This window comes from Paraburkholderia sp. PGU19 (assembly GCF_013426915.1).
GTDB lineage: Bacteria > Pseudomonadota > Gammaproteobacteria > Burkholderiales > Burkholderiaceae > Paraburkholderia.
The window spans coordinates 1266981-1285290 of the sequence record NZ_AP023180.1 but is presented as its reverse complement, the minus strand read 5'-3'; the positions used below and the strand labels follow the sequence as shown (position 1 = coordinate 1285290).

Sequence of the window (18310 nt, the reverse complement as noted above, 5' to 3'; positions counted from 1 at the left end):
GGACTCGACGCATGAACATGGAAACCAACGAACTGAGCGCGCGCGCGCGTGGTGGCACGGAATTGATGCTGCGAGCGCTTCACGCGCGACTCGATCCGGAACTGGTGCGACAGTTTCAGATCATTCCTTCCCGCGTGCGCGCAGTCGACCCCGACCGTAAGCGCATTCTCTGGCTGCACGACAAACCAAGCCGCGAAGAATCCAGCTTCCTGGAACTGGCTGAAAATCGTGCGGCGTTTGCGGGGATTGTGTGTGTGTCGCATTATCAGGCGGCGCTGTATCAGATGATCCCTGGCGTGCCCTACGCGGAGATGACCGTGTTGCAGAACGCGATCGAGCCGTTCGGCGCCTATCTTGCGCGACGCAGCGAGCGCATCCGCCTGATCTATCACACGACGCCCGATCGCGGCCTCGAAATCCTCGTTCCGGTCTTCGAATATCTCGCTGCGCGCCATCCCGACATCGAACTGGACGTCTTTTCGAGCTTCAGCATCTACGACTGGACGGAGCGCGACACGCCATATCAGCCGCTATTCGAGCGATGCCGCGCGCATCCGCATATCCGCTATCACGGCGCGCAGCCGAATGCCGTCGTGCGCAAGACGTTGGGCGAATGCGACATCTTCGCGTATCCGAACATCGAGCCGGAAACGAGCTGCATCGCCGCCATCGAGGCGATGTCGGCGGGCTGTCTCACGGTTTGCGCGGCGTACGGCGGCTTGCCGGAAACCTGTGCGAATTTCGCCAGGCTCTATCCGTTCACTGAAAACCTGCAGGCTCACGCGCAGCGCTTTGCCGTCGTGCTCGACCAGGCAATCGAAACGGTCCGGCTGCGCAAGGCGGAAGACGAGTACTTGCGCGCGCAACAGGTCGAATATTTCACGCGCTTCTATTCGTGGGACAGGCGCATCGGCGAATGGGATGCCTATCTGCGCGGCTTGCTATAACGAGCGGCTGCAGCCTGAAGCCGTCGTCCGCAACGGATGACGGCTCGCTTTTCTCAATGCAAACGTATCCAGCCTAAGAAAGTTTTAAGAAAATTAAGAATTAGGCGATTCAGCCCACGTCCTCCGTTCCTTAAACTTTAAAGATCACTTGTCGGGCTGCGCGGCGCGATGGAGCGACCAGCCGGTCGCGGGATCGATCGATCCGTCTTCGCCTCGCCACGCGCCGTAGCCGTGCCTTCCCGGTACAGCCGCTCATGCCCGCCGCCCTTTGATTCCAACGCGAGAACCTGACGTGAAGCATCTGCGATCATTCCTCGCGCGCAGGCAGGGCACCTCTACGGCAGCGGTTCGTCCGCTGTCCGTCAAACGCAAGACGCTTTCGAGCGTGGCCGCTTTTTCGGCATTGTGGATCGGCGCTTCGGTCGTGCCTGGCACGTCCATCGCTGTGGCCGCTCCGAAGGCGCACAAGCATGGTTCCGCTCACACGCAGCGGCGCCATCATGCACTTGCACACGAGATGACATTGCCGGGCGCGCAACCCGCCACTTCGTTCAATGCCGTAGAGGCTTCGTCGCGCGACGCCCATCGCGCGCTGTCTGAATCCATTGCCAATTCTGAAGGCGATGCGTTGCCTGCACCGGCCTCCGCCCACCCCGACGACGCGGCCACATTAGCGCCCGCCTACTCGACGGCTTCGATCAACGTGCGTATGCCGTCGAACGAACTGGTGCTCGGCACGGTCTGCGCCACCACGCCAACGATGTGCGTACCCGTTGCGCATGATCGTTCCGACGATGGTCACGAATGGTCGGGCCGCGTGACGCCCGAAGGCGCATCCGGCGACCTCGCCCAGGCGACGACGCCATTCGGCGACGCCACCGGCTTCGGCATGGTTGACGATCAGCTTCGCTCGAGCGCCGGCCCGATCGGCAGCACGCTGCGCGAGTCGCTCGCACAAGCGGGCTTTCCGGCGACCATCGTTGCGCAGATTGGCGGGATCTTTGCTGGCCGGGTGGATGTCGATGCGCCTGCGCAGGCGGGCGACGAATACCGGATCGTGATGGACGCAACGAGCGAATCGGGCGCATCGCGCATTGCGTCGCTCGAAGTCCGTCTGAATGGCCGCGCGTACGATGCCCTCTGGTTCACCGCGCCCGGCGCATCGCAAGGTGCGTACTACACGCTCGACGGCGACCTGATCGCGAGCGAGCCATTCGCGATGCCGCTGGACTACCGGCGCGTAAGCTCGCCGTTCGGGATGCGTATCCATCCCGTCTTTGGCGAGCCGCGCTTTCACACGGGCGTCGATCTGGCCGCGCCTGCCGGCACGCCGATCTACGCGGCAGCCGCGGGCACCGTCGAAATGGCCGTCAACGGCCGCGGCTACGGCAAGCACATCGTTTTGCGCCACGGCGACGGCTATTCGACCTACTACGCGCATCTTTCCCTTTTCGCTGGCGCGCTGAAGGTCGGTCAGCGTATCGAGCAGGGGCAGGTGATCGGCTATGTCGGCCGCACGGGCACGGCAACCGGGCCGCATCTGCACTACGAAGTGCGCAAAGACGACCATCCCGTCGATCCACTGACGCTGACCGCGCATCAGTTCGTCGCGCCGCTGTCGGGCGCCGCGCGCGTCGCCTTCAACGAGCGCGCCGAGGCCGCCCGCACGAGCCTTGCGGCGCTGCCGTCGCCGGCTGTGCGGATCGCCCTGATTCTCCAGTCGCCGCGCTTCTTCTGACGCGGCAACGCGATGGCGCGCCCCCTGCGCCGTCGCTTCTTCCTTTCCCGTCTGTTCCTGTGCCGCTGCGCTTTCGCGGCGTACGGACTTGCGCGCCCGTTCGCTGCAGGATTTAATACAGTCGATCCGATGGACGTTTGCGGTCCGGCACCCTTTGCGCGAATCGGCGACGCACGCGTCGCGCCTCGAACGATCCATCCACGCCAGCCCGAAGCGGTCAACGTCACGATGCGCCCTGGCGGCACGCGGTTGCAGTGCGCCCCGATGCAAGCTGTTTTACAAGAACGGAGAAAAGCATGAAGGCCAGCACCATCGCGGAACGGGAAGCCATCGGGCGCGCGGCCCGCGAACACGCAAAACGATCCAGTCACCGCGCGATCGGCCATATGCACCGCAATCCCGTCGATTTGTTGCGGCAAAGCAGCGAAGGCCGCGTCGAGCGCCTCGTGCCGCTGCGCTACGGTCGCATGGCGGTGTCGCCATTCACGTTCTATCGCGGCAGCGCGATCCTGCAGGCGCACGATCTCAGCATGACGCCGCACACGCCGCTGACGCTGCCCATCTGCGGCGACGCGCATCTGCTGAACTTTGGCGGCTTCGCAACACCCGAGCGTCAGCTGATCTTCGATCTGAACGATTTCGACGAAGTGTCGACCGCGCCGTTCGAATGGGACCTGAAGCGGCTCGTCGCGAGCTTCGTGGTCGCCGCCCGGCACATGCGCTTCAGCCGCGGCGCCGCCTACGATCTCGTGATGACGGCAGCCAACCAGTATCGCGACCGCATGGCGCAGTACGCCGAATGCGGCGCGCTGGAACTTTGGTACGAGCGGATCACGTTCGACCGGATGGTCGATATGGCGGTAAACGCCGAAAATCGCCGGCTGATCCGTCGAGGGATGGAGAAGGCGGCCACCCGCACGCACGAAAGCATGCTCGACAAGCTGTGCGAGCGCGAAGGCGACCGCTACGTGATGCGCGACATGCCGCCGAGCCTGTTCCACGTGCATGGCTCGGGCACGCTGTTCGATGTCGAGGACGACTGGTTCCGGGTCGGCGACTGGCGCAAGCTGATGCACGAGACGTACGAAGGGTATCTGAAGACGCTCAATGAAGATCGGCGCGAACTGCTGGAGCAGTTCGTGCCGCACGATCTCGCGTTCAAAGTGGTCGGGGTGGGCAGTGTCGGCACGCGCTGTCTCGTGCTGCTCACCGTCGATCCGCACGGCAAGCCGCTCTTTCTGCAGATCAAGGAGGCGCGGCGCTCGGTGATCGCGCAGCATTTCAAGGCGGGGCCGCGCAAGTCCGAGCCGAAGCACGAGGGCGAGCGCGTCGTGCTAGGCCAGCGCATGCTGCAGGCGGCTAGCGATATCTTTCTCGGCTGGTCGACGGGGCCGGCGGGCCGGCATTTTTACTTTCGGCAATTGCGCGACATGAAACTGACAGCGAGCGTCGACCTGTTCGACATCGATCAGCTGAACGGCTATGCGCGGCTATGCGGTTGGGCGCTGGCGCGCGCGCACGCGAAGGCGGGCGGCAAGGCGGTCGAGATCAGCGCGTATATTGGACGCAGCGACCAGTTCGCGGAAGCGCTGGCCGAGTATGCGGGGGCGTATGCGGATCAGGTCGAGCGCGATTATGACGTGTTCATGAAAGCGTGCCGAAGCGGCGAGATCGAGGCGCGCACCGACGAGGACATGTCCGCCGATTTCCGTATTTGACCGGCATAGGGCGTCCGGCGTTTGCGCCGGAATCCCGACGACGATGGCGCGCGGTCGCCGGACTGTGTCCGATGGCGCGCGCCCCGAAACGGTACAGTCGCGGCATGCGGCGCGTAATCTGGCCGCATGTCGTCCGTAGCGAGCAGTAGCAGCGCACCGTAGTGCTAACTCTGATCGGAGGTTTGCATGCTTTCCCTCATTGGCACGATAGTCGTCGGGTTGATCGTCGGTCTAATTGCGCGCGCGCTCAAACCGGGCGACGACAGCATGGGTTTGATCATGACGATCATTATCGGTATTGCCGGCTCGCTGATTGCGGGCTATGTCGGGCGCGCGCTTGGCTGGTACCAGCCGGGGCAGGCGGCGGGCTGGATCGCGTCGATCATTGGTGCAATCGTGCTGCTCGTGATCTACCACATGGTCCGGCGGCGCGCCTAGGCGTTCCACCTTCGGCGCGCGGCGCTGTTCTTCAGGCGTCGCGTGCCTCGCGCAGCGTCACGAAACGCAGTCCGCGCGCGCGCACGGTCTCGATCAGACGCGGCAGTACGTCCAGTACGACGGGCCTGCCCGTCGCGTCTTTTGCTGCGCTCGCGTCGTGCAGAAGCAGGATGTCGCGCGCCGCGAGCCCATCGACGAGCCGTTCCAGCACGCGCTGCGGGTTGCGCTCGCGGGTGTCGAAGCCGCGCCGCGTCCAGGCGGCAAGCCGCAAGTCGAGCTTTTGCAGCACCGGTTCGAGAAACACGTTGCGCAGGCCGGCGGGCGCGCGGAAGAACAGCGGGCGCTCGCCCGTCAGCGCTTCGAGCGTGTGCTGCGCGGCGTCGATTTCCCGCGTCAGGCCGCGCGGCAGCGTGACCGAGAACGTGTGAACGTGGACCTGCGAGTGGTTTTCGACCGCGTGTCCGCGCGCGACGATCTCGCGCATCAGCGCCGGATGTCGCTGCGCGCGTGCGCCGATGCAGAAAAAAGTGGCGCGCACGCCGTGCGCGTCGAGCAGATCGAGCACCTGAGGCGTGACGACCGGGTCGGGGCCGTCGTCGATCGTCAGCGCGACGGCGTCGGCATTGCGCGGCGTGTCCGGCAAGCGCGTCCAGTTCGCGCCGAGCAGCGACGAGCGCGGCCACAAGCCAATCGTCACGACGACCATATGGCTGGCGAAGATCCCGGCGAGCCACCACGGCCAGGCGACGGGCGTGAGCACCCAGCCCGCGACCATCGCGGCATGCCACGCGATGGTGGCGTTGAACATCGGCGGATTGCCTGTGCGGGGCCAGCGGCGCGCGGGCGCGGCATGGTCGGCGGCGCGCGGCAGCGGCGGATTCGGTTGATTCATGATGCGTTTCGTCTGCCGGATCGGATTCGTCATACCGGCAGGACTGTCGTGATGCTCGTCAAACGCGAACGATACCATTGGCGCGCGTCCTGTCTTGAAATTGGCAGAGTTGGAAAGAGATCGCGGCACGGCGGAACTGACGCGGAGACAGACACCGCAGCGGAACCGTAACGGAGCCGTAACGGAACCGTAACTGAACCGTAACTGAATCGTAACTGAACCGTAACGGAACCGTAACGGAGCCGAAGCCAGTATCCTTGACCCCTTTCCACCGATCCGCCAACCCGAACCCGCGCCATGCGCCTGCGCCACATCGAAGTTTTCCACGCCATCATGCGCACCGGCTCGCTGTCGAAAGCGGCCGAACTGCTGTGCGTTTCGCAGCCCGCCGTCAGCAAGGTGCTCGCGCACGCGGAGCGCAGCGCGGGCCTGACGCTCTTCAACCGCGTGCACGGCCGCCTTCAGCCGACGCGCGAGGCCGAGCTACTGTTCTCCGAAACGCAGAAGCTGCAGGCCAATCTCGACAGCATCCGCGATCTCGCGCGCAATCTCGCACTTCAACCGGAAGGGCACTTACGCATCGGCTGCCTGCCGAGCCTTGGCCTGAGCCTGATTCCGCCCGCCGTCGAGGCGTTTCGCGCGGCGTATCCGCGTGTGTCGCTGCGCATCCAGACGCGTCACACCGAGGAACTGCTGAACGCGCTGCTCACGCGCGATCTCGATCTGGCCGTCGCGCTGAATCCACCGGCGCGGCCGGGCATCGCGTCCGCCGAACTGGGGCGCACGCCCGTCGTTTGCGTCGGTCCGCGCGATGAAGCCGCAGGCGACGCGCCGATGACGCTGCAAACGTTCGTCGAAGGGGACTGGATCGGCATTGGCAATGCCGATCCGCTTGGCGAGATGATCGGCAATGCGCTGGAAGCACTGGGTCTCGACGGCCACGCGCCCGCCGTCGAGGCGCACACCTGGCACGTCGCCCGTGCGCTGGCAGCGCGGGGCATCGGCCACGCGCTGCTCGACGAACTGACCGCGAAGAGCGGCGCGGAAGCCGTGACCGTGCGGCCGGTTACACCGGCGCTGTCGGTCGGCGTGTTCGCGCTGTGGCGAGACGGCGGTCTGACGTCGCGGGCGGGCAACGCGTTCGTCGACGTGTTGCGCGCGCATTTTGCATAGGCGTGGGCGGCGCGGCCTGCGCGCCCTTAACCGCAGGTTATGCAGCTATGCATCTGGTCATTTGATACGCCGTTTTCGGCGCGCGACACTCGCCTGCAATGTCATCGCAAGGTAGTGAGCATTCATGCATGTCTGTGTCCTCGGAGCGGGCGTCGTCGGACTGACGACGGCCTGGAGCCTGGCCCGCGACGGCCACGACGTCACGATCGTCGAGGCGCGCGGCGGCGCGGCGCTCGAGGCGAGCTTTGCGAACGGCGGCCAGCTAAGCTACAGCTACGTCGCGCCGCTCGCCGATCCCGCCGTGCTGCCCAAGGTGCCCGCGTGGCTGTGGCAGCGCGATTCCGCGCTGCGCTTCATTCCGCGTTTCGACGTGCAGCAGTGGCGCTGGTGCATCGCGTTCCTGCTCGCGTGCCGCAGTCGTCGCGCGCGCCAGACGGCGCTGGAGATGCTGAGCCTCGGCGCGCTCAGCAAAGCGGCGCTGCATGAGATCGTCGAGCGCGAGTCGATTGCGTTCGACTACGTGCGCAACGGCAAGCTCGTCGTCTATCGCGACCCGCACGAGTTCGAGCGCGCGCGCCGCAAGATGGAACTGCTCGTCGCGGCGGGCTCGAATCAGCGTGCGCTCGACGGCAATGCGTGTGTGGCACTCGAACCTGCGCTTGCACACGCGCAGCCGCTGATTGCGGGCGGCATCCATACGCCGTCGGAAGAAGCGGGCGATTGTCATCGCTTCGGCGTTGCGCTCGCGGATGCGCTGCAGCGGCGGCATCGCGTGACGATCCGCTACGAGACGCCCGTGCGCGAACTCGTCAGCGAAAGCGGGCGGATCGTCGCGGCGCGCACAGCGGCAGGCGATATCGAAGCCGATGCGTTCGTCGTCGCGCTCGGGCTTGGCAGCGTGCCGTTGCTCGATGCGCTCGACATGCGTCTGCCCGTCTACCCGCTGACGGGCTACAGCCTGACGATTCACAACGCCGATCCGCTGCACACGCCGCGCGTCAGCGTGACGGACCTGCATCGAAAGATCGTCTATGCGCCGCTTGGCGGGCGCTTGCGGATTGCGGGCATGGTCGAGATTGCGGGTCTGAGCGACGCGCAGCGGGCAGGGCGCGTCGAACTGCTGAAGTGCCAGGCGCAGGAAATCTTCCCCGCCGCCGGCGACTACGCGAGCGCGCAGACCTGGTGCGGCCATCGTCCCGCGACGCCCGATTCGAAGCCGCTGATCGGCAGGACGCCGTATCGCAACCTCTGGCTCAACACGGGACACGGCGCGCTGGGCTTCACGCTCGCGTGCGGCAGCGCGCGCGTGATCGCGGATATGATCGCGGGCCGCGCGCCTTCCGTCGATATCGATGCCTACGCATACGACCGCTGATTTCGTTGCACACACATCCATCACCGGAGAGACCATGAAAACAACGATGACGAAGCACGCAACGCTCGCGGCACTGATCGCAGTCACCCTCGCGGGCGGCAACGCGCACGCGCAGGACTCGAGCGCGACCTTGAAGAAGATCCGCGAAACGGGCGCGATTTCGCTCGGCGTGCGCGAATCGTCGGTGCCGTTCTCGTACTACGACGAGGAGCAGCACGTGATCGGCTATTCGCAGGCGATCGCGCTGAAGATCGTCGACGAGGTGAAAAAAGAGCTGAAGCTACCCGACCTCAAGGTGCGCGAGATTCCTATCACGTCGCAAAACCGTATTCCGCTCGTGCAGAACGGCACGATCGATATCGAATGCGGCTCGACCACGCACACGAAAGAGCGCGACAACCAGGCCGCGTTCTCGAACAGCTTCTTCCAGTACGGCGTGCGCATGATCGTGAAGAAGGACTCGGGCGTGAAAGACTTCGGCGATCTCGCCAACAAGACGGTCGTGACGACGGCGGGCACGTCGGAAGAGCGTCTGCTGCGGCAGATGAACGTCGAGAAGTCGATGAACATGCGCCTCATCAGCGCGAAGGATCACGCCGAGTCTTTCCTCAACGTCAAGACGGGGCGCGCCGTCGCGTTCGTGATGGACGATCCGCTGCTGTACGGCGCGAAAGCGAAAGAGGCGAACGCGGACGACTACGTGATCACAGGCACGTCGCCGATGTCGGAAGTGTATGGCTGTATGTTCCGCAAGGACGATCCGGGCTTCAAGAAACTGGTCGACGGCGTGATCGCGCGCTTGCAAACTTCCGGCGAAGCGGCGAACCTTTATCAGAAGTGGTTCACGCAACCCATTCCGCCGAAGGGCATCAACCTGAACTACCCGCTGTCGGCGGAGATGAAACAGCTGTTCGCGAAGCCGAACGACCGCGCGCTCGATTGACGGGCCTGCGTCGCGCCGCGTCGCGGGCAGCACGACCTGGAGAGACGGTGTGACGCAGACAGCAGAGACAACGCAAGCAAACAAAGTAGCGCTCGTGACGGGCGCGGGCAGCGGCATCGGCAAGGCGACGGCGCTCAAGCTGCTCGCCAATGGCTATAGCGTCGTGCTGACGGGGCGCAGGCAGGCCCCACTCGATGCGCTCGCAACCGATGCGCAAGCACGCGGCCAGGACGCACTCGCCGTCGCCTGCGACGTGACGGATGCCGCGAGCGTCGCCGCGCTCTTCGACGCGATCCGGCTGCGCTACGGGCGGCTCGACGTGCTGTTCAACAACGCGGGCCGCAATGCGCCGCCCGTCGAAATCGACCAGATCGAACTCGACGACTGGCGTTCCGTCGTCGATACCAACCTCACGGGCGTGTTCCTGTGCACGCGCGCCGCATTCGGGATGATGAAGGCGCAAACGCCGCGCGGCGGCCGCATCATCAACAACGGCTCGATCTCCGCGCATGCGCCGCGGCCGTTCAGCATCGCGTACACGGCGACCAAGCATGCGATCACGGGTCTCACCAAATCGGTCTCGCTCGATGGCCGGCCTTACGACATCGTGTGCGGCCAGATCGACATCGGCAACGCCGGGACGGAAATGGCCGAGCGGATGGCGCGCGGCGTGCCGCAGGCCAACGGCACGATCGCCGTCGAGCCGCTGATGAACGTCGAACATGTCGCCGATGCCGTGCTGCACATGGCGAATCTGCCGCTGTCGGCGAACGTGCAGTTCATGACGATCATGGCAAGCAAGATGCCGTTCGTCGGGCGCGGATGACTCGCATGTGACACAACGCGGCGCGGACACTCGACATATACTGGACGCTTCCCCAAACCCTGGAAGTGGATGTGACTGCTGACGAGGCCACGCGCCCGAGCGCGCCGGCCGCCGACGATCCGCGCCCCACGCCGCCCACACGGCCCGACCCCGGCGATTGCTGTCATAGCGGCTGCGATCCGTGCGTGTTCGATCTGTACGAGGAAGAGGTGACGCGGTATCGCGCGGCGCTGGCTGCGTGGGAAGCGCGGCACGCGCAGCCGGTCGGGCGCGAAAGCAGGCCGCGCAGAAAGCGCTGAACTGTTGCCATGCCCTTTGCCTGACGACCCGCCCACGTCCGCACGCACTCTGTCGCGCCGCTTCATGATCGACGCATCATTGACCTCATGTCCACGCTGATCGAACCTCACGCGCTTGCCGCGTTGCATGACTTCGTCGAACGCCATCCGCGGCTTTTCGTGCTGACGGGCGCGGGCATCAGCACCGATTCCGGCATCCCCGGCTATCGCGACGAAAACGGCGAATGGAAACGCTCGCCGCCCATCACGTTGCAGGAGTTTCTTGGCTCCGTCGCATCGCGCCAGCGCTACTGGGCGCGCAGCACGGTCGGTTGGCCCGTGGTCGCGAAGGCCGCGCCGAACGCCGCGCATCACGCGCTCGCGCGGCTCGAAGCGGCCGGGCACGTCGGCGGGCTCGTGACGCAGAACGTCGATGGACTGCATCAGCGCGCGGGTAGCAGCGACGTGATCGAACTGCATGGCAGCATCGGCGCCGTGACGTGTCTCGATTGCAACTCGCATCACACGCGTGCGTCGATCCAGCAAACGCTGATCAACACGAACCCGGCGCTGCTCGATGTGATCGCCGAGCCGGCCGCCGACGGCGACGCGCATCTCGAATGGCACGACCTCGGCTCGTTCCGCATTCCGGCGTGCCCGAACTGCGGCGGGCTGCTGAAGCCCGATGTCGTGTTCTTCGGCGAGAATGTGCCGAAGGCGCGCGTCGAGGCGGCCACCCACGCGCTCGATGCCGCCGACGCGATGCTGGTAGTCGGCTCGTCGCTGATGGTGTATTCGGGCTACCGTTTCTGCGTGTGGGCGCAGAAGATGGGCAAGCCGGTCGCCGCGATCAATCTCGGACGCACGCGCGCCGATGAGTTGCTGTCGCTGAAAGTGGAAGCGCCATGCGGCGATGCGCTCTCTGCGCTCGCGGCGCGTCTCGCGGTCAGCTGATGCACGCAGGTGCGGCACGCAGGTGCGCGCCAGCTTCATGTCAATTCACAAGGAACGCCGAATGCTCACGTCGATAGAAGAACTGGAAGCGCTATACGGGCAGCCGCACGAGCGCTCGATACGCAAGGAGATTCCGTACGTCAACGACTGCTATCGCGCGTTCATCGAGCAATCGCCGTTCATCGTGCTGGCGACGGCGGGCCCCGAAGGACTCGACTGCTCGCCGCGCGGCGATGCGCCAGGCTTCGTGCGGCTGATCGACGAAAGGACGCTGGCGATTCCCGACCGCGTCGGCAACAATCGCGTCGACAGTCTGCGCAACGTAATCGTCAATCCGCATGTGGGGCTGCTGTTCGTCGTGCCGGGTGTCGGCGAGACGCTGCGCGTCAATGGGCATGGACGCGTTTCGGCCGAGCCGGCGCTGCTCGAGAGCTTCGCGGTCGATGGCAAGAAGCCGCGCACGGTGTTGATCGTCGATATCGACGCGGTGTACTTTCATTGCTCGAAAGCGCTGGCCCGCTCGAAGTTGTGGGACCCATCGCGCCATGTCGAGCGCTCGCGGCTGCCGAGCGCGGGCGACATGCACAAGCGCATTTTCGGTGAGACTTTCGACGCGCTCGCGTATGATCGCGACCTCGTTGAACGGATGCGAACCGGTCTGTACTGATTGAACCACCATGACTACGCCTGATCTCAACCTGCGCCAGCACGCGCCTTCCGCCGAACGCAACCGCGAGCCGATCCTCGCCGTGCTCGAACGTGTGTTGCCCGCCACGGGCACCGTGCTCGAGATCGCGAGCGGCACGGGCCAGCACGCGATCCACTTCGCTGCGGCGCTGCCGCATCTCGTCTGGCAGCCGAGCGATCTCGACGACGAGGCGCGCGCGTCGATTGCCGCGTGGGCGGCGCATAGCGGGCTCGCCAACGTGCGGCCGCCGCTCGCGCTCGACGTGCGCGACGCGTCGTGGGGCATCGAAGCCGCCGCTGCGATCGTCTGCATCAACATGATTCATATCTCGCCGTGGGCATCGGCGCAGGCGCTGATCGGCGGCGCGGGGCGGCTGCTCGGACCGGGCGGCGTGCTCTTTCTGTACGGGCCGTACCGGCGCGGCGGCGCGCATACGGCGCCGACCAACGCCGCGTTCGACGAACAGTTGCAACGCCGCAATCCCGCATGGGGCGTGCGCAACATGGAAGACGTGATGGCGATGGCAGACGCGGCTGGCTTCGATGCCGACGAGCCCATCGAAATGCCCGCCAACAACTTCAGCCTCGTGTTCAGGAAACGTTAGCGCACTCGCCGGGTCTGACGCTTCACTCCGCGCGTGGCGCTGCGCTTGACTCTGCGCTTGACTCTGCGTTCACACGACAAACGCTCGCAGCGCGTTTCGCGGACTAAGCTTTAGAGTGCCGGCAGCGAGCTGCACAAGCAGCGCGGCGCGAAAGCGCGGCGAAAGCCCGCACGCATCGACTGTGCCGGACATGAACACGGCGGGCGGGGAGTACGCGAGCGTCATCCCGTCATTTCTTTTATTCTTTCATCCTCGACGCCGCGCCCTGATGGTGGGCGCGGCTTCACGACTCACTGGAATCAGGAGAATTCACATGGGCAAACAGGCAATCGGCGTAGTGGGGCTGGCGGTGATGGGCCGGAATCTGGCGCTGAACATCGAAAGCCGTGGTCACGCGGTCTCCGTGTTCAACCGCACCCGCGAGAAAACCGACGAACTGATCGCGGAGTTTCCCGACCGTAAGCTGGTTCCCACCTATACGCTCGAAGAATTCGTGCAGTCGCTCGAAAAGCCGCGCCGCATCCTGATGATGGTCAAGGCAGGCGCAGGCACCGACGCGACGATCGCGTCCCTACAGCCGCTGCTGGAGAAGGGCGACATTCTGATCGACGGCGGCAACACGCATTTCACCGACACCATCCGCCGCAATCAGGAACTGGCGAAATCGGGCCTGCACTTCATCGGCACGGGCGTGTCGGGCGGCGAAGAGGGCGCGCTCAAGGGCCCGTCGATCATGCCGGGCGGCCAGCGCGAAGCGTATGACCTCGTCGCCCCGATCCTCACCGAGATCGCGGCGAAGGCACCGGACGGCGAGCCGTGCGTCGCGTACATGGGTCCTGACGGCGCGGGCCATTTCGTGAAGATGGTGCACAACGGCATCGAATACGGCGACATGCAACTGATCGCCGAAAGCTATGCGGTGCTCAAGCAGGTGCTGGGGCTGTCGAACCAGGAACTGGGCGCGGTCTACACCGAGTGGAACAAGGGCGAGCTGGACAGCTACCTGATCGAGATCACGTCGAAGATCTTCGACAAGAAGGACGATGAAACGGGCAAGGATCTCGTCGACATCATCATGGACCGCGCCGCGCAAAAGGGCACGGGCAAGTGGACCAGCCAGAACGCGCTCGACCTCGGCGCGCCGCTGCCGCTGATTACGGAAGCCGTATTCGCGCGCGTGCTGTCGTCGCTGAAGGATCAGCGCGTGGCTGCCAGCAAGGTGCTCGAAGGGCCGGCCGCCAAGCCGTTCTCGGGCGATCGCGCCGCGTTCATCGAAGCCGTGCGCCGCGCGCTGTACTTCAGCAAGGTGATTTCGTACGCACAGGGCTTCGCGCAACTGCGCGCGGCGTCGGACGAATACAAGTGGGATCTGGACTACGGCACGATCGCGAAGATTTTCCGCGCCGGCTGTATCATCCGCGCCCGCTTCCTGCAGAAGATCACGGACGCCTATTCGAAGGACAAGCAGATCGCCAACCTGCTGCTCGATCCGTATTTCCGCGACATCGCCGCGAACTACCAGGGGGCGCTGCGCGACGTCGTGATCGCGGCGACGGCGGCGGGCGTGCCCGTGCCGGCGTTCTCGTCGGCGATCGCGTACTTCGACGGCTACCGCTCGGCGCGTCTGCCCGCCAACCTCGTGCAGGCGCAACGCGACTTCTTCGGCGCGCATACGTTCGAGCGCCTCGACAAGCCGGGTAGCTTCCACGCGAACTGGTCCTGAGCGGCTGGGCTTCCCTTCGCTCCGTAAAGCGAAAGCTGGTCTGATTTCAAACGCCCCGGCGCCCCACGGCGCCGGGGCGTTTGCTTTGGGCGGCTCATTGTTTCAAAGAGTGCACATTTTTTGGAACACAGTGTTGCAATTTTTTGATCTCAAAAAGCGAGCCGAGCGCCGTATTTCGTGGATTATTTCAATTCGCGCAACATAGTTTAGCGAGATCAGGGATTTCCCTAGGACCTTACCTTCCATAAACTTGCATCAACGCTGACGGACACGATGTTCGCAGCGAATCCAAAAACAAGTTCTCGGAGGTTGTCCATGAAAGCCCTGATTTCCGCAGTCGTTCTTGCTGCCGCTGTTGTCGCTCCTGTCGCATCGTTTGCCCAATCGAGCCAGCAGCCGGTCACCCGCGCCGAAGTTCGCGCCGATCTCGCCCGTCTGGAGAAGGCCGGCTACGATCCGCTGTCGGATCGCCAGAACTACCCGAACAACATCCAGGCCGCGGAAGCGCGTGTCCACGCAGAAGACGCCAATGCAAGCGGCTATGGCGTGCAGACGAACGGCACGTCGCAAGCTGGCCGTTCGCTGGCCGATGAGAAGGGTCCGCGTTCCGTCTTCTTCGGCAACTGATTTCCGCCCAAGCTGACGCAGTAACCGATCGAATGCGCCCGTTGGGGTCCGCGAGCCCCAACTGACGTGTGCAGGTAAAAAAACGCTGCCCAAGGTAAAACCTGGGCGGCGTTTTTTGCGTCCGGCGCGGGCGAAGTCGGATCAGGCCGCGCGTCACCTTAGCGCGGCATATGCGGAATCGCGTCGTTGTTCGCGACGTTCAACTGATGCACCTGCCGATGCGCCTTGTTCAATTGCGCCTGCGCGGCCGTGCGTTGCGCTTCGAGTTGCGCGAGTTCCTTGCGCAACTGATGCTGCCGGCTCGACACCGCCTGATCCTGCTCGGTCGTGCGCTGCAAGCCCTGACGCAGCCGTTCCGCGTGCGCTTCGGACTCGGCGATCGCCCGCTGCAACTGCTCGTTCTGCGCTTCGAGCTGCAAGCGGCGCGTCTCGCCGTCGGAAAGCCGTGTCGCCTGGTCCTGCATATGATGAAACAGCTGCCTGGCCGTATTGATGTCGCTCGTGCTCAGCACACGCCATAGACGGTCCTTCTGAAACAGTGCGGCGAAGTATTTCATTTCTTTTGGGTAAAACAGCAGGCTGACCGAATAGTCAAAAGTGCGAAACGTATGGAAGGTCGTGAGTTCCGCGTTGTCGCTCATGCGTTCTACATCAGCTGCGTCCGCGAGCTGCACCGCGCGTCCATTCGGCGCCGTGGGCGTGACCTGCACCGCATGCAGCGGCGTGACGGGGCGCGGCGGCGAGCTGGCGGGGCGAGCTTCGATGGTTGTGCCCGCATCGCTTTCGCTGGCGGGAAGGTCGTCGAGTCGGGCGGGTTCAGCTTGCGGGGCGTTCTGTGGCGGGAAATGAAAGTGAGCCGCGGCCCCATTGCTGACAGCAGCGCGACGCATGTTCAAGAGATTTTTCACGATCGATCCTCGGTAGGCGGCCGGGAAGCCGTACCTCTTCAGGGTTGCGGGCGCATCAATGCAGCGTGCGTTGCCCGCGCGCGATATCGTCGAATAATGCATGGCCAGGTTCCAGCGCGAAGAGCCACGACTGGTCGTAGTCACTGAGCGCTTCCAGCGCCTGGCGCAACTGTTCGAGGGCGACCGCCGGAATCTCGACGCTCGCTTCCACACCGCTCGACAGGCGGCTCACGCTTGCCAGTTGCACGAGGGCATCGGCGGCCTCGGCGACATCGACAGCGAACACGAGATGCGCGTTGAGCAGTTCGACCAGAGCAGGCGATGCAGTCATCTCGTCGACATTCAGTTGTACGGCAAGAAACACCGCCTTGTTCATGGAACCTCCTCGTCAGATGGAAACGCTGAAGTGGAATGAACCGTCTCGCCGCGCATCGCGCTTGCGGGTATGCGCATATTTGTTGACCGCAGCAAGTTTCAGTATAGGCGAGCACTCCAGCTATGCAATGGCTCGCGAGCCGCATGTAACGGCCTTCTCCAGCCATGTGAGCAAGACGCATGCATGCGCGCGAGCGCCACTATAATGACCAGTCCGACAATCGTCATTGCGCAAGACCGTCATGAAAATCGTCCGCAGCAGCACGTTCAAGGCAGAGCGTCCATGGGGCGCGCTCGATATCGCCAACATGAACGGCATCACCACGCGTCTTCATTGGACCGACCAGCCGTACAAATGGCACGTCAACGATGGCGAGGAAGTATTCGCCGTGCTGGACGGGCGCGTCGAGATGCGCTACCGCGAAGCGGGCATCGAGTATTCAACGGTGCTGGAGACGGGCGATGTGTTTTATGCGTCGGTCGGCACGGAACACGTTGCGCATCCGATCGGCGAGGCGCGCATTCTGGTGATCGAGTCGGAAGGCAGCGTATGACTTGTCGCTTTCGCTGATCGGGCGAAATTGATTGGGATTGCAGAATGAATCAAAGGGCAGGCCGAAACCGCAGTGCGCGCGAGTTGACCGTCGGCGAGAGGCGTGTTGGGGCGGTGCCGTCAGTGCTTGTCAGCTCGTCATTTTTTCGACGGACAGTCGAGGCATAATATTTGCACTGCATATCCCGCTGCACGTTCAAATGACGCGCGGTCCCTGTGAACCGCCGTCCCATACCGCGTCGAGGGCCACAAAAATGACAGTAAAACGGCAATACGTCGTCACGCAGGCGCTGGTCTCGCTCGCCGTCGCGAGCATGCTCGGCGCGTGCACCACGTACCCGTGGGAACCGACTTCGTCGCCGGCGCCTACCTACCGGACGTCGGGGGGCGCGGCCGCCACTGGCGTGCCGGCCGGGTTCTATCGCGTGAATCCGGGCGATACGCTGCAAAGCATCGCCGGCGCTTACGGTCAGCGCGCGCAGGATATCGCGTCATGGAACGGTCTGACGTTATCGTCGCCCGTTGCGCCTGGGCAGTTGTTGCGGGTCGGCCCGCCCGCTTACGCGCAGACCACGCCCGTGCCAACACCCGCACCCACCACCACGCCCGTTCAGCCCGCGCCCGTTGCGCCTGCGCAGGTGACGCTTGCGTGGCCGCTGCGCGGTCCGATCCTCAAGCCGTTCATGCCGGGCAAGTCGAAAGGGATCGTGATCGGCGGGCGTCCGGGCGATCCCGTGCGAGCGGCCGCGACCGGGCGGGTCGTCTACGCGGGCACGCTCGAGGCCTACGGGCCGCTCGTGATCATCAAGCACGACGACACGCTGATCACGGCCTACGGCCAGAACAGCCGGCTGCTCGTGCAAGAGGGCGATGCCGTCACGCAAGGTCAGCCGATCGGCGAGGTCGGCGTCGACAACAACGGCGTGCCGTCCATCCAGTTCGAAGTGCGCAAGGATGGCAAGCCAGTCGATCCGCTCGGGTGGCTGCCGCGCTGAATCGCACAGCGACCCGGCGACAGGCGGACAAGAAGGCCGACCGCAAGACCAACCGCAAGACCAACCGCAAGACCAACCGCAAGACCAACCGCATCCGGACGGCCAACACCTTGACGGCCGACAGTTGGTCCGGATCGTTCAGTCGGCTGCTCCTGTATCGATGACAGGCCCGTGACAGCGGGCTTTGTCGCGTTTGGCATGGTGCGTGCAGCACGGTTATCGGGCGCGGCGTACCGCTCGCTCGCTAACCTTTACCGTTGCTGGAGACCCATCATGACCCACCTGCTTGTGAAAGACCTGTCGAGGGTCGACGAACTCGACCGTGAAACCGCCAAGGCCGTACATGGCGGCATCCTCACCATCAGCAAGCCGACGGAGCCGAGCCCGTGGCCGGGCTTCCCTGGCAAGCCGTCGATGCCCTGGCCGCCGGTGAACCTACCCATTCCGCCCGTGTATGCGGGCGGCGGCGGACCTGTCATCGTTCCGTATCACGACACCGCGCCGACGGACCCGCGCCTGCAATGATCAGCGCGCGTTCGGCGTACGGAGGCGAGC

The 18310-nt window shown here is 64.5% G+C and carries 21 protein-coding genes; 18 read left to right on the top strand and 3 right to left on the bottom strand.

Annotated features, from left to right (window positions below; genetic code table 11):
• Positions 1-11 precede the first annotated feature (11 nt).
• From H1204_RS23325 to H1204_RS23310, 4 genes are all read left to right on the top strand, one after another.
• The gene (locus H1204_RS23325; protein ID WP_180733148.1) at positions 12-947 is read left to right on the top strand and encodes a glycosyltransferase; all 936 of its coding nucleotides are present in this window, start codon (positions 12-14) and stop codon (positions 945-947) included.
• A gap of 292 nt (positions 948-1239) precedes the next feature.
• Positions 1240-2685 (top strand): M23 family metallopeptidase, encoded by a 1446-nt coding sequence (locus H1204_RS23320; RefSeq protein WP_180733147.1) that lies wholly within the window; start codon positions 1240-1242, stop codon positions 2683-2685.
• Positions 2686-2981: 296 nt separating this feature from the next.
• Positions 2982-4403 (top strand): DUF2252 domain-containing protein, encoded by a 1422-nt coding sequence (locus tag H1204_RS23315; protein ID WP_180733145.1) that lies wholly within the window; start codon positions 2982-2984, stop codon positions 4401-4403.
• 186 nt (positions 4404-4589) lie between these two features.
• A complete protein-coding gene (locus tag H1204_RS23310; RefSeq protein WP_180733143.1) occupies positions 4590-4841 on the top strand; it encodes a GlsB/YeaQ/YmgE family stress response membrane protein in 252 nt (83 codons plus the stop codon).
• A gap of 31 nt (positions 4842-4872) precedes the next feature.
• On the opposite strand, the gene H1204_RS23305 is transcribed toward H1204_RS23310, so the two are convergent.
• Complete coding sequence (locus H1204_RS23305) at positions 4873-5733, bottom strand: polysaccharide deacetylase family protein (protein WP_180733142.1); 861 nt, start codon at positions 5731-5733, stop codon at positions 4873-4875.
• A gap of 297 nt (positions 5734-6030) precedes the next feature.
• Here H1204_RS23305 and H1204_RS23300 point away from each other — a divergent pair, with 297 nt between their 5' ends.
• From H1204_RS23300 to H1204_RS23255, 10 genes are all read left to right on the top strand, one after another.
• On the top strand, positions 6031-6906 hold the full coding sequence (locus H1204_RS23300) for a LysR substrate-binding domain-containing protein (protein ID WP_180733140.1): 876 nt from the start codon (positions 6031-6033) through the stop codon (positions 6904-6906).
• A 124-nt stretch (positions 6907-7030) separates the two neighbouring features.
• Complete coding sequence (locus H1204_RS23295; protein WP_180733137.1) at positions 7031-8281, top strand: D-amino acid dehydrogenase; 1251 nt, start codon at positions 7031-7033, stop codon at positions 8279-8281.
• Positions 8282-8327: 46 nt separating this feature from the next.
• Positions 8328-9224, top strand: a complete 897-nt coding sequence (locus tag H1204_RS23290) for a glutamate/aspartate ABC transporter substrate-binding protein (protein WP_180733283.1) — start codon at positions 8328-8330, stop codon at positions 9222-9224.
• 49 nt (positions 9225-9273) lie between these two features.
• On the top strand, positions 9274-10050 hold the full coding sequence (locus H1204_RS23285; protein ID WP_180733135.1) for an SDR family oxidoreductase: 777 nt from the start codon (positions 9274-9276) through the stop codon (positions 10048-10050).
• Positions 10051-10121: 71 nt separating this feature from the next.
• Positions 10122-10349 (top strand): oxidoreductase-like domain-containing protein, encoded by a 228-nt coding sequence (locus tag H1204_RS23280; RefSeq protein WP_180733133.1) that lies wholly within the window; start codon positions 10122-10124, stop codon positions 10347-10349.
• Positions 10350-10436: 87 nt separating this feature from the next.
• Positions 10437-11282, top strand: a complete 846-nt coding sequence (locus H1204_RS23275) for an NAD-dependent protein deacetylase (protein ID WP_180733132.1) — start codon at positions 10437-10439, stop codon at positions 11280-11282.
• Between the two features lie 61 nt (positions 11283-11343).
• Complete coding sequence (locus H1204_RS23270) at positions 11344-11949, top strand: pyridoxamine 5'-phosphate oxidase family protein (RefSeq protein WP_180733130.1); 606 nt, start codon at positions 11344-11346, stop codon at positions 11947-11949.
• Positions 11950-11959: 10 nt separating this feature from the next.
• On the top strand, positions 11960-12574 hold the full coding sequence (locus H1204_RS23265) for a DUF938 domain-containing protein (RefSeq protein ID WP_180733128.1): 615 nt from the start codon (positions 11960-11962) through the stop codon (positions 12572-12574).
• 313 nt (positions 12575-12887) lie between these two features.
• Positions 12888-14297, top strand: a complete 1410-nt coding sequence (gndA, locus tag H1204_RS23260) for an NADP-dependent phosphogluconate dehydrogenase (protein WP_180733126.1) — start codon at positions 12888-12890, stop codon at positions 14295-14297.
• 315 nt (positions 14298-14612) lie between these two features.
• On the top strand, positions 14613-14924 hold the full coding sequence (locus H1204_RS23255; RefSeq protein WP_180733124.1) for a DUF4148 domain-containing protein: 312 nt from the start codon (positions 14613-14615) through the stop codon (positions 14922-14924).
• A gap of 158 nt (positions 14925-15082) precedes the next feature.
• Here H1204_RS23255 and H1204_RS23250 read toward each other — a convergent pair whose 3' ends face one another.
• Together H1204_RS23250 and H1204_RS23245 are read right to left on the bottom strand one after the other, a co-directional pair.
• The gene (locus tag H1204_RS23250; RefSeq protein ID WP_243468769.1) at positions 15083-15832 is read right to left on the bottom strand and encodes a DUF2968 domain-containing protein; all 750 of its coding nucleotides are present in this window, start codon (positions 15830-15832) and stop codon (positions 15083-15085) included.
• A gap of 55 nt (positions 15833-15887) precedes the next feature.
• Complete coding sequence (locus tag H1204_RS23245) at positions 15888-16208, bottom strand: hypothetical protein (RefSeq protein ID WP_180733120.1); 321 nt, start codon at positions 16206-16208, stop codon at positions 15888-15890.
• Positions 16209-16449: 241 nt separating this feature from the next.
• Between H1204_RS23245 and H1204_RS23240 the strand changes: the two genes are divergently transcribed.
• The 4 genes from H1204_RS23240 to H1204_RS23225 all read left to right on the top strand — a co-directional run bounded on the left by H1204_RS23240 (position 16450) and on the right by H1204_RS23225 (position 18280).
• Positions 16450-16761 (top strand): cupin domain-containing protein, encoded by a 312-nt coding sequence (locus tag H1204_RS23240; RefSeq protein ID WP_180733118.1) that lies wholly within the window; start codon positions 16450-16452, stop codon positions 16759-16761.
• 253 nt (positions 16762-17014) lie between these two features.
• Complete coding sequence (locus H1204_RS23235; RefSeq protein WP_180733116.1) at positions 17015-17755, top strand: peptidoglycan DD-metalloendopeptidase family protein; 741 nt, start codon at positions 17015-17017, stop codon at positions 17753-17755.
• Positions 17740-17919 (top strand): hypothetical protein, encoded by a 180-nt coding sequence (locus H1204_RS23230; RefSeq protein WP_180733114.1) that lies wholly within the window; start codon positions 17740-17742, stop codon positions 17917-17919. Before H1204_RS23235 ends, H1204_RS23230 begins: the two co-directional genes overlap by 16 nt.
• Positions 17920-18028: 109 nt before the next feature.
• Positions 18029-18280 (top strand): hypothetical protein, encoded by a 252-nt coding sequence (locus H1204_RS23225; RefSeq protein ID WP_180733113.1) that lies wholly within the window; start codon positions 18029-18031, stop codon positions 18278-18280.
• Positions 18281-18310 lie beyond the last annotated feature (30 nt).

Bases quoted from the DNA above. Each gene is read 5' to 3' on its own strand.
- H1204_RS23325 (WP_180733148.1), top strand. From the start codon at position 12: ATGAACATGGAAACCAACGAACTGAGCGCGCGCGCGCGTGGTGGCACG.
- H1204_RS23315 (WP_180733145.1), top strand. From the start codon at position 2,982: ATGAAGGCCAGCACCATCGCGGAACGGGAAGCCATCGGGCGCGCGGCC.
- H1204_RS23310 (WP_180733143.1), top strand. From the start codon at position 4,590: ATGCTTTCCCTCATTGGCACGATAGTCGTCGGGTTGATCGTCGGTCTA.
- H1204_RS23305 (WP_180733142.1), bottom strand. From the start codon at position 5,733: ATGAATCAACCGAATCCGCCGCTGCCGCGCGCCGCCGACCATGCCGCG.
- H1204_RS23300 (WP_180733140.1), top strand. From the start codon at position 6,031: ATGCGCCTGCGCCACATCGAAGTTTTCCACGCCATCATGCGCACCGGC.
- H1204_RS23295 (WP_180733137.1), top strand. From the start codon at position 7,031: ATGCATGTCTGTGTCCTCGGAGCGGGCGTCGTCGGACTGACGACGGCC.
- H1204_RS23290 (WP_180733283.1), top strand. From the start codon at position 8,328: ATGACGAAGCACGCAACGCTCGCGGCACTGATCGCAGTCACCCTCGCG.
- H1204_RS23275 (WP_180733132.1), top strand. From the start codon at position 10,437: ATGTCCACGCTGATCGAACCTCACGCGCTTGCCGCGTTGCATGACTTC.
- H1204_RS23270 (WP_180733130.1), top strand. From the start codon at position 11,344: ATGCTCACGTCGATAGAAGAACTGGAAGCGCTATACGGGCAGCCGCAC.
- H1204_RS23265 (WP_180733128.1), top strand. From the start codon at position 11,960: ATGACTACGCCTGATCTCAACCTGCGCCAGCACGCGCCTTCCGCCGAA.
- gndA (WP_180733126.1), top strand. From the start codon at position 12,888: ATGGGCAAACAGGCAATCGGCGTAGTGGGGCTGGCGGTGATGGGCCGG.
- H1204_RS23255 (WP_180733124.1), top strand. From the start codon at position 14,613: ATGAAAGCCCTGATTTCCGCAGTCGTTCTTGCTGCCGCTGTTGTCGCT.
- H1204_RS23245 (WP_180733120.1), bottom strand. From the start codon at position 16,208: ATGAACAAGGCGGTGTTTCTTGCCGTACAACTGAATGTCGACGAGATG.
- H1204_RS23240 (WP_180733118.1), top strand. From the start codon at position 16,450: ATGAAAATCGTCCGCAGCAGCACGTTCAAGGCAGAGCGTCCATGGGGC.
- H1204_RS23235 (WP_180733116.1), top strand. From the start codon at position 17,015: ATGACAGTAAAACGGCAATACGTCGTCACGCAGGCGCTGGTCTCGCTC.
- H1204_RS23225 (WP_180733113.1), top strand. From the start codon at position 18,029: ATGACCCACCTGCTTGTGAAAGACCTGTCGAGGGTCGACGAACTCGAC.